At 36.3% G+C, this 10,066-nt stretch carries 8 protein-coding genes; 2 read left to right on the plus strand and 6 right to left on the minus strand.

Annotated elements, in window-relative coordinates; genetic code table 11:
- Positions 1 to 57: 57 nt before the first annotated feature.
- On the minus strand, positions 58 to 684 hold the full coding sequence (locus tag AC3DU7_RS15275; protein ID WP_488040185.1) for a hypothetical protein: 627 nt from the start codon (positions 682 to 684) through the stop codon (positions 58 to 60).
- Positions 685 to 1,324: 640 nt separating this feature from the next.
- On the opposite strand from AC3DU7_RS15275, the gene AC3DU7_RS15280 reads away from it, so the two are divergent.
- On the plus strand, positions 1,325 to 1,507 hold the full coding sequence (locus tag AC3DU7_RS15280; protein ID WP_488040186.1) for a hypothetical protein: 183 nt from the start codon (positions 1,325 to 1,327) through the stop codon (positions 1,505 to 1,507).
- Between the two features lie 9 nt (positions 1,508 to 1,516).
- On the plus strand, positions 1,517 to 1,699 hold the full coding sequence (locus AC3DU7_RS15285; RefSeq protein WP_488040187.1) for a hypothetical protein: 183 nt from the start codon (positions 1,517 to 1,519) through the stop codon (positions 1,697 to 1,699).
- Positions 1,700 to 2,082: 383 nt separating this feature from the next.
- On the opposite strand, the gene AC3DU7_RS15290 is transcribed toward AC3DU7_RS15285, so the two are convergent.
- The 5 genes from AC3DU7_RS15290 to AC3DU7_RS15310 all read right to left on the minus strand — a co-directional run bounded on the left by AC3DU7_RS15290 (position 2,083) and on the right by AC3DU7_RS15310 (position 9,853).
- Positions 2,083 to 4,575 carry a CHASE2 domain-containing protein gene (locus AC3DU7_RS15290; protein WP_488040188.1) on the minus strand — a complete coding sequence of 831 codons (2,493 nt, stop codon included), beginning with the start codon at positions 4,573 to 4,575 and terminating at the stop codon, positions 2,083 to 2,085.
- Between the two features lie 458 nt (positions 4,576 to 5,033).
- The gene (locus AC3DU7_RS15295) at positions 5,034 to 5,312 is read right to left on the minus strand and encodes a hypothetical protein (protein WP_488040189.1); all 279 of its coding nucleotides are present in this window, start codon (positions 5,310 to 5,312) and stop codon (positions 5,034 to 5,036) included.
- 597 nt (positions 5,313 to 5,909) lie between these two features.
- On the minus strand, positions 5,910 to 7,310 hold the full coding sequence (locus tag AC3DU7_RS15300; protein ID WP_488040190.1) for a serine hydrolase: 1,401 nt from the start codon (positions 7,308 to 7,310) through the stop codon (positions 5,910 to 5,912).
- 505 nt (positions 7,311 to 7,815) lie between these two features.
- Positions 7,816 to 8,577 (minus strand): RNA methyltransferase, encoded by a 762-nt coding sequence (locus AC3DU7_RS15305; protein ID WP_488040191.1) that lies wholly within the window; start codon positions 8,575 to 8,577, stop codon positions 7,816 to 7,818.
- A 499-nt stretch (positions 8,578 to 9,076) separates the two neighbouring features.
- Entirely contained in the window at positions 9,077 to 9,853 is a 777-nt protein-coding gene (locus tag AC3DU7_RS15310; protein WP_488040192.1) for an amino acid ABC transporter ATP-binding protein, read from the minus strand.
- Positions 9,854 to 10,066 lie beyond the last annotated feature (213 nt).

Here is a 10,066-nt window from a genome sequence, read left to right on the forward strand (position 1 = left end):
TGGATAAGAATTGATTTTATTTTTAATTTTTGGAGATGTCTATTAGTCAGGATGAAATTAAAATTGACGTTCTAAAAATTCCACTGTGTTTTCATTAATTAGTACCCAACCACTCTTTGATGATAGACTCACCTTGACCCACCAGGCAGTTTGATAGAAGGCACCGGAACATTCTGGACACTCACCTGCATAAATATTACTTTGGTATTCAAAGAACATTTCACCCTCCGCTCGGTATTGTAATACATTAATTTGATTTCCTTTTTGAAGAGTGAGGTTGGTCTGTTTTCCCGATGAATAATAAGCATCTCTGGAAAGGTATTTAATATTTCCATAGTTATTTACTATCAATTCCTGGGTTTGTGCGATCGTGACAGGGCCTGAAGCGATAGTTTGGTATTGAGTTTCGGTGAAATTGAGGATAGTTCCCTCTTTTATTTCTAGTCCTATTACAGGTTGAGAGTTTGAGTTAGGTTTCTCCAATGGTTGGAGATTAACTTTTGACTTAAAACGTGGGAGACCTTCCCCTGGCCATAAACCAGTTGAAAATAAAACATCTGAGTCAGATGACTCATGAGAATTTGAAACTATTTCCGATAACTCATTAGAAGTTGAAACTGTTCCCGATAAAGGCAAACAAGAATATAAAAAAACAAACAATGCTAAACATATTGAACGAAGCATTTTTTTTCTCCTAATATTTATCAAGTAGTCTAACTAGGGCTTACCGATCTAATCTAAAAGCATTGACATATAAAGACCGACCCAAATGCAAATTTTTTCATTGTATGAGTCATATTTTAAACAATCTTTGACCAATACTCAACTTCAAACTTTAAAAATTTTAGTTTGGTTAATTACTGCTCCATTTAACTGTCAAAATAGAAAGGTTAGCAGCTTGTTTTCCTTTACCTATTAAATATGAAAGTCGTCGCCGTCACATTCAACGATTTTTAGCATTATATTCTTTAAGTCTACCAATGTGATTGGTTCCCTATTATCAAGCAAATTATTAATCAAGAATTTTCTCATGGCAATCGGTTAATTATAACTATTGATAGAACGATAGGGGAAAACTCAGAATATTTTTGTTATAGGTGTAATCTACAAAAAACGTGCCTTACCTATTTATTGGCAAATTTTAGACAAGAAAGGTAGTAATAATGTAGGAGAGCAGAAAGCACTTATTAAACCTGTTTTACGTTTACGAAATAAATATGAATTAGTAATTATTGGAGACAGGGAATTCCATGGTCCAGAGTTATCTCACTGGTTGAAACATCGAAAATCACCTCAAAAAATTTATTTTTTTTTCAGACAAAAAATGAATACTTACTATAGAAAACCAGGCAAAAATTATCAAAAACTGAGTAGTTTACCGATATCTCCAGGAACTAAAATCTTTTTGAGTAATATTAATATTACTCAAAAACAAGGATTTGCCCAATTTAATTTAGCAGCTTATTGGAAAGGTAAAATAATCAAAAAATCCGGTTATCAAAAATAAATTTGTCCATTGAAAGATCCTGGTCGAAAAGATAGAAGGCATAGCAATTTTTGGGTAGGTATTTATGGTGAATTGTGGGCGATCGCTTGGGAATATTTAGTCGATCTTGTCCAAGGTCTGATGAATCTATCACCGCAGAAAAAGCCCGATTATCAAAGAGTATTAAAAGCCATATCTATGCTATTAGATTAAGTGTTTGTACTTTCAAGAGTTCACAGTTTATTTAATAACTAAAAAAAAAGTTTTAATGGGCTGATATAAATTTTGTTAGTGGCCTTAAATTGAAAGATAAATCAACTTGATATGCTGTTGTAGTTGAGCGTTGGCGGAGCCTAGCGGCAGCTATATCGCTTAACTACAACCCCTACTAATAATAATTATTATTTTCACTATTGAGCGTAATTTTCAAGAGTTACTTTAATCCTTTAAACCATTGTTAGTAATGTTTTTGAGGCCATTTTCACCCTGTGAGGTTGTTAATTTAAACACTGTCCTTAAAGATAGAGTCTTGTTGTTGATAACTGACAGCTAATAGCTGTTTGCGCAGCAGTCCGCAGGAAATGCTTACCTCAATTTTAATAACTTGACTTGCGTTTAATCAAATATAAAAAGATATAAATCCAAAATGTTAGACTAGGTAACAACCAAGGTAACAAAATTGCTGCTGAAATATAAATTTGTAGGCTAGCAAGTGCAGAAATTAGAGTCAATAAAAACAATAACAGAATCATTTCTTGTTTTTGAGCTTGAGTACTATTTCCTAACACTAATACTGTTCCTTTTCCTAACAAAGCAGCTAATAAAATTAACCATAAATTAGGAATAGGTATAACTAATCTTTGATTGAGCAAATGATGAACCATATAAGCATGAATTTCACCTCCAGTGAATACCTTACTTGGGTTTAGAGGATCTTGAGAGCGCCAGTAACCAACGGCAGCAGGTAAAGGAAAACTGTCTCCTCCTGGAGCAACTAATCCTGCATCTTTATATCCAGCAGCAATAATTACTATTGATGGACGTTTTTCTAATGTAGTTAGTGGTAATAATGGGGAGTCATTACTCTCCAAAAGTTGCCAAGCAGGTAAACGTTGAAAAACTGCTTCTGGGGGAACAGAAAAGTCTATAATTGGGTGCATCCACATTTGCCCTAATTTATAGGAAAATTTAGTTAAAGGTTGTAAGCGAGATGAATTGGAAAATAAATCCAAAAATCCATGTTCACCTGTGGTCTGATTAATATGATTTTTGACTTGAGATACCCAATTATCTGAGGAATTAATCTGGGGTTGAAGCAGCTCTCCAGATTGTTCAAAGTTTAACCAGTGAGAAATTGCTAGCCAGTAAGCAAAGGGTAATGGTCTCTTGCTAGAATATTGCCTTGGCAGTAATGTAAAATGGGTAACGTAACTGTCATAACCGACAACAAAAGTATCTCCCTGTAGTTGCCAATTTGGGGATGCTACCTCTGGTAAAGGTTCAAACCAACCCCCGGCTTGATTACGAGATGTTGCTAAAACAAACCAAGTATTTTGTTTTTTTATGGATGAACGCAGAGTTCGAGCTAATTTTAGGTCGTTTTTTGGTTGATGGCGATCAAATAGATAGTCAACACCAATGATTTTAGCATTGATAGCTGTAAGTTGAGTAATAATTTTAGCTATGTAGCTACGATCCATAGGTCTAGGATCGGATATTTTGGCTTTTTTGATAGACTCTTCGTCAATTTCAACAAATAGCACGGGAGGCGAATTTTTGCTATCGGGTTGATTGGTAAATTGCCGATACATGGCTTGCACTAATACTCGCTTTTCAATTAAAAAGCTTTGAGTTGATAATTGCCAACTGCATAAAATTAATGCACTGAGTGTCATCGCTTCTTGTTTGCTAGGTAACCACCGTTTGAATTTGTCTTTTATTCTAGATGGTTGCAGACGAAATAGTGGGGCATCCGGGTGGCAAAACAAAGATGGTATTAAATATGTACTAGGATAGGTGAGATTTTTCTCTAGCTTTAAAAATTGACACGCTGATAATAATGATTCGTGAACATCTTTGTATTCGGCTAGACTTTGTAGAAATCTCACTAAGAATTCTTGGGCGACTTGGTTATGAATAGGCTCCCGCATGACGGCAACTTGACTTAAACCTAAGTCGATCAAGGTGTTGGCGATGCTTAAACCACTACAGGAGTTGAATATGGCAAATTGTAAACCTCTCTGTTTAGCTATAGTTAATGATTGAGCAATTTCGATCATGGATAGAGATGTGCCAGGAGCGATCGCTAGTTCTCCTCCTGTATGCAGATTTTCATTACTGTGTCCTGCGAAAAATAAGATATCCCATCCACGTTCGTCTTTTATTGCTTTGACAATTTTTTCTTTTAGCTCTGCTTGACTTTCATGAGGTTGCCAACCTACAAACTCTACTTCTGCTATTGGCGAAAGTGATTTTACTGCTTCTCTATCTACCTGGAAATTTAAACCTGTATCATCCCCCAGTATTGCTAATACCCTAGCTTTACCTCGATAGGGTTTGGATGGATAATTGACTGGTTTGTGGATATTGATAGGTTGGCGGACTATTCTAATTTTACTGGATGCAGCAAATTCTGTAATTTCCCATACTTCCCAGGGTAAACGACATAAGTCTTGGGAGTTACAAGTTAGAAATATGTCAATAGTAGGTACATGAGTATTGTGCTGCGATGGTAATAAGTTTTCTGTTTTTTGTTTGGCTGCTTGAGCAATTATTGCTCTAATTTCAAATAGTTTTTCGTGTCGTAGCCAACGATGAAATTCACACAGAAGTTTTGCTTCTGCTTGCACCAATTTTTGCTCCCAATCAACTTGTCTGACTATTGTTCCTGTACTTACTACTCTTCCTCGTAAGGCTCTATGATAAAAACTCAGATATTTTGTTTGCCAATCTTGATAAAATATGGTAAGATTTTCAGGATAAGGAAGAGTCACACTTAATTGTTGCCCCCTACCCCAGGCAAGTTCAAATAGGCATACTTTTTCAACTTGTTGAATCTTCAGGTAGAATCTATAAGCATTCTGAGTCATTTTTCTTTGATTTTGAGCGCATACCTTCTTATATAGTATCTGGATAATTAATTATCATAGTAATTTAGGAGTCAGGAGTTATTTCAGTTATCAGTTATCAGTTATCAGTTATCAGTACCTCTGCCAGGGGAAGATTAAATATTGAAGTGTGGACAGAATTATAAACATATACTGTATAACTGGATTCTATATTAATTTAGCAGTTCTGAATTGATTACAAAGATTTAAACAGATATAATAACTAATCGATAAAAACAGCGATCGCTCTATCTTTAATGTTCTTGAAAATTGGCGTTGCTGAATGGTAATGATTTTTAGATTAAGTATCAACGCAAAACATAAGTTTTTCAATCTTACCTTCAGCTACTTACCATTACATTTCAGCAACGCCTGAAAATTAGCGATCGCCAAAAAATTAAATAGAAAAACTTAGTATTGAATTGAATATTGATACCAACTCAAGCCAAACGCATCTTTCTTGCTAACTTGAGGTTATGTACCCAAGGCTGATGAGATAATTCTGTAACTGCTTCTGCTGAAAGCCTAGCTGTAAAAGTACACCGCTGATGATTTAGCCCTCTAACCCCTAGCTCTTTTAAGAAACTCGCTTCTTTTTGACTTGGTACTTCCGTTGTGCGAACAAACACTTCAACTGGCTGTTTATGTGATGTAGGCATTTTATTCAGGACATTTACTAAGCCTGGATCTAACTTCCGATATTCCATCATGTTTTCCATTTTTCCATAACACTCCTTGAGTTTTTTCAATTATTAATTAGCTTTAACTACTTATCTTCTGCACTATCGATTTTTTCTAAGAACCTCTTTTTGGCTATCTACTTAAACTTTGGCCTTATTATTATATCCGTAGTTTAGCATTTTAATTTTGCTTGGTCAATAATTTTAGGCTACTCTTAAAAATAGTTAATCAATGTCAAATTAGCCTTGACTAAGGTATATGGTACTATTCCAATTCTTACGACAAGTTACTTGAGTGGAAAGGGAACATACACAAAGAGAGAAAATGGTAAAATAATCTAACCTGTATTCACAGTGTTATACTTGATTTTTATACTAAATTTCCCAAATAATTCCATAATATTAATTTGCTAAATATAGCAACTTATAGAAGACTTATTTTTACTGACCAAAAAATCAAGTCTCAAGCCTCCCCTTTCAAGGGGATGAAAAAAAATCAAGTCCAATATTTCAATTCACTTTACTTTCGGTGCGGAATGCTGCGCAAACAGTCAGAAGTACTGAAGTCCGCAGTTCCTCCGGAGGAGGCGTGCCTGATAACTGATAATTGAAATGACTCACCCAGATAACAAACAACTACTGCTCTGAAGATTCAAGATATTGATAAGTTTTTTTAGATACTTCACGAATCAAGTTTCTGGCAGTTTGTTCCTCATCTGGGCGCTTCACCAGTACAGCTAATAGATAGCGCTTGCCATTGAGCAAATCAATCATACCCACATCTGCTAATACAGACTTCAGGTTGCCTGTTTTATGAGCAATAATAGTTCCTCTACCTATACCCCGAGGTAACAATGAATCATTTTTCGTCCTCTCCATAATTCTAAACAAGCGATCGCGAGACTTTAGAGATACCAACCCACCTTGATTTACCTGTGAAATTAAATTAATCAAATCCTTGGGAGTTGTTGTATTAGTACCAGATAAGTCTGGTAAGGAGTCATTAATAATAGTATTCTTCAAGCCCCAACTCTGAAACAACTGATTTAAAACTTCAGCTCCACCAAGTGCTTCAATCAACATATTGGTCGCTGTATTATCGCTAATTACGATCATTTTTGTCGCTGTTTGCAAAGCCGTATATTTAGTACCAGGTCTGCGAAACTGCATATCTCCGGAACCCTCAGCTACATGAGATTCCTCCATTGTCAATATATCATCTAGCTTGATGCGGCCTTGATCCACAGCTTGAAAAAAAGCTACTAATATTGGGACCTTAATCGTACTAGCTGCTGCAATAGCAAGATTTCCATTAATATCTAGATAAGCACCACTATCAACATCAATCAAAAATATTCCTGGTGTGAGTGTTGGATATTCTGCGATGACTGTATCTAGCTCTGTTTTCAAAGCTGTAATTTCTCTAGTTTGTTGTACTGCTAAAGGTACAATGGATGGAGATTTCCATTCTTGATTTGGTTCTACATCTGCTGCTTGAGAAAGGAGACTAGAACTACTCCCAGGCTTCAACATTGATAACAGTGTTCCACTAATTACGGCTATTCCCATACCCAAAATTAACATCCTAGTTGCGTACAACACTACAGAAGAATACAAAGAGCGTTTACGACTTGTGGGTGAGGACTTTTGTTGCAGTGGTGGCTGAGAAATAAAAGATTGGGCTTTTTCTGGCCGTTTTTGAGGTCGAGTAGATGGTTTGGGTTGTTGTTCTGCGATGGATCTTAATCTAGCCAGTTCGTCTCTTCGGCTACGTTTAGCTCTGTGAGATTGAAATTTAGGAATTTCTGTTTTTAGCGCTCTAGATGAAACAAATTTCTTTTTTGGGGTGACTGGCCTTAAATGAGGTTCCTCAGAGGGTGGCAGAGGAAATTTAGCTACATTGCGCCTTCTTTTTGGGGGTAGCTGAGGTTGCACACGATGATTCTGTCTACTACTAGATTGCTTCGATTGAGAGTCTGGACTAGTAGGGGATGATACTACTGAAAGAATTGATGGACTAGGAAATCTCTGAACCACTCCAAACACCTTAATTTACAACTATAATTTTTTTATTTATCTAACAGAAATAAATCAAAAGCAACATAAATTGACTATTTCTGGATAAAAATTTGCTGGACTTTCAGTTTTGTAAGAGGTATATTAATTTATCCCATTTCACAAAAGTTAAAAGTCACATAACTAATATATCAAGCAAAAAAACTTAGTACCAAGATAAAATACAGATAATTATTTGATTTTTCACAGGTTGTGACATTATTAATATTGAGTTAGATTTGTTAGTACTAGAAAGCTAACTTAATCAAATATTAACTTTACTCAATAATCTATGATTTAGATAAATTATTTATTACTTTACTTTAGCGCAAGTCGTAACTATATTTTGCCTATTCTAGACAAAAAAACACCTTACAGATAAATCTAGAAGATTTTCACAACCATCCTTAACTTGGCTCTCAAATATTTCTATTCAGCCATTGATTAGGTAAGTCCTGATTTTATCAGAATACCCATAAATAATAGATTAACTATCATTTTCACAATGACTAGAAAGTGCCCAATTCGTTTGCCTAATCATTCCGCGTAACATTGCCACTTCCTCAGTAGATGGATAAGCGCGGTTGAATAGACGACGAATTTTTTCCATCCTGCTAGATGCTGTATGGGGATAAAGATAACCTATTTTCAGAAGCAGCTTTTCTAGATCCTGATAATATGCCTCGATTAAATCTATAGGAGCTTCTAAGTTAGGAGCGGGGGTGGGTGGACTATCCTGATTTTGTTGCTCGCTCAGTGCTATAGTTTGCAAATGATATAGCTCATAACAACAGATAGCTACTGCTTGAGCTAGATTTAGTGAAGGATAGATATCATCGGATGGAATACGGACAAATCTTTGGGCATAATTTAATTCTACATTAGTTAAGCCTCTGTCTTCTCTTCCAAATATTAAGGCTGCTGGATATCCTAATAGCCAAGGTAGGGAATGTCGAGGGTTTTCTAGCTGGGTGGGTAATGAACGGTCTAGGGATGTTGTGGCGATCGCTCTTTGACATCCTTTTAGTGCTTCAGGTAATGTTTGAACTATGGTGGCTGTTTCTAAGATTTCTGGGGCATGAACTGCCATTTTTCTGGCTTCTAGTCCATGGGGGTCGCATTGAGGATTAACTAAGACTAAGTGATGGAAGCCCATATTTTTCATAATCCGGGCTACAGAACCAACATTTAGTGGTCCGGCTGGCTCTACTAATACTATTCTTATTTGTTTTGATTGTTGTTTCAGCATTAAGGGAAGTAAGGAAGAGGGAAGAAGGAAGAAGGAAAATCTGGCGTTATCTGAGTTTGACAGTGCAATTCATTGATATTTGCTTTTTGCTCTGTTTTTTGGTTGAATAAAAAGTCATGTGTAGGGGCGAGTGCATCCCAATATATCAATCTTTTATAAGATTATCACGATTTTTTCTGAGACACAACCCTAATTTTTTTGAGCTTCAGAAAATGAAGATGGAAGAAGATTTTTTTATCTGAGTTTGACAGTGCAATTCATTGATATTTGCTTTTTGCTCTGTTTTTTGGTTGAATAAAAAGTCATGTGTAGGGGCGAGTGCATCCCAATATATCAATCTTTTATAAGATTATCACGATTTTTTCTGAGATACAACCCTAATTTTTTTGAGCTTCAGAAAATGAAATTGATGAGTAAATCAAATTTATTCAATTTCTTCTGTATTTCTGAAGGCGAGAGTACTCAAAGGCATATTTTCTCAACTCCAGCTTTTTGAAAGCTACAAAATCTGTGACAAAAACTGGCGCGTGCGCTCTTCCTTCGGGTTTTGAAAAAATTCTTCTGGGGTCGCCTCCTCTACCAATAACCCATCAGCCATTAACACGATCCGGTCTGCCACCTCCCTGGCAAACCCTACTTCGTGAGTCACAACCACCATAGTCATTCCCGAATCTGCCAAATTTCGCATTACATCCAAAACTTCTCGCACCATTTCTGGGTCCAACGCAGAAGTAGGTTCATCAAACAACATAATTTTTGGCTGCATAGCTAAAGCACGGGCGATCGCCACCCTTTGCTGCTGACCTCCAGAAAGTTGACCGGGAAATTTTTTGGCTTGCTCCAAAATACCCACTCTTTCCAAAAGTTGCATTGCCACTTCTTCTGCTTTGATTTTTGGCCATCTCCGTACCCATATTGGTGCTAAGGTAACATTTTGCAAAACTGTAAGATGGGGAAATAAATTAAACTGCTGAAATACCATTCCCACTTCTTGCCTAATAGCCTCAATATTTTTCAAGTCGTGGGATAAACTGATTTCATCAATAATAATGCTACCTTTTTGATATTCTTCTAAAGCATTAAAAGTACGGATAAAAGTGGATTTACCTGAGCCACTTGGCCCCATAATTACTACTACTTCTCCACGTTTTACTGTGAGACTGACTCCACGGAGGACGTGAAAATTATTGCTGTACCACTTTTGAACATCTCTAGCAACTATTGCTAAATCAGAATTTATTTGTGCTTCAGTTTGTTTGGTTTTTGTTTCTGTCATAGAAGGGAATAGGGAATAGGGTACAGGGAATAGGGAACAGTAGGAAAAATATTGACTACTCCCCGGAGGTAAGTCACGGGGATTCTAAGTAGATACTACGCAACACCGGTAATCCGTGTTGCTACGTTTCTTCGAGCGCTGACCAAAGATATACTCTATGGGGACAAGTCAAAGTGCCCCTACACAGTTGGCTTAAGTTTAACCCTAGCTTTC

It is taken from the genome of Okeania sp. (assembly GCF_983059655.1).

Coding starts and splice junctions, on each gene's coding strand:
- AC3DU7_RS15275 (WP_488040185.1), bottom strand. CDS start 684: ATGCTTCGTTCAATATGTTTAGCATTGTTTGTTTTTTTATATTCTTGT.
- AC3DU7_RS15280 (WP_488040186.1), top strand. CDS start 1,325: ATGAATACTTACTATAGAAAACCAGGCAAAAATTATCAAAAACTGAGT.
- AC3DU7_RS15290 (WP_488040188.1), bottom strand. CDS start 4,575: ATGACTCAGAATGCTTATAGATTCTACCTGAAGATTCAACAAGTTGAA.
- AC3DU7_RS15295 (WP_488040189.1), bottom strand. CDS start 5,312: ATGGAAAACATGATGGAATATCGGAAGTTAGATCCAGGCTTAGTAAAT.
- AC3DU7_RS15305 (WP_488040191.1), bottom strand. CDS start 8,577: ATGCTGAAACAACAATCAAAACAAATAAGAATAGTATTAGTAGAGCCA.
- AC3DU7_RS15310 (WP_488040192.1), bottom strand. CDS start 9,853: ATGACAGAAACAAAAACCAAACAAACTGAAGCACAAATAAATTCTGAT.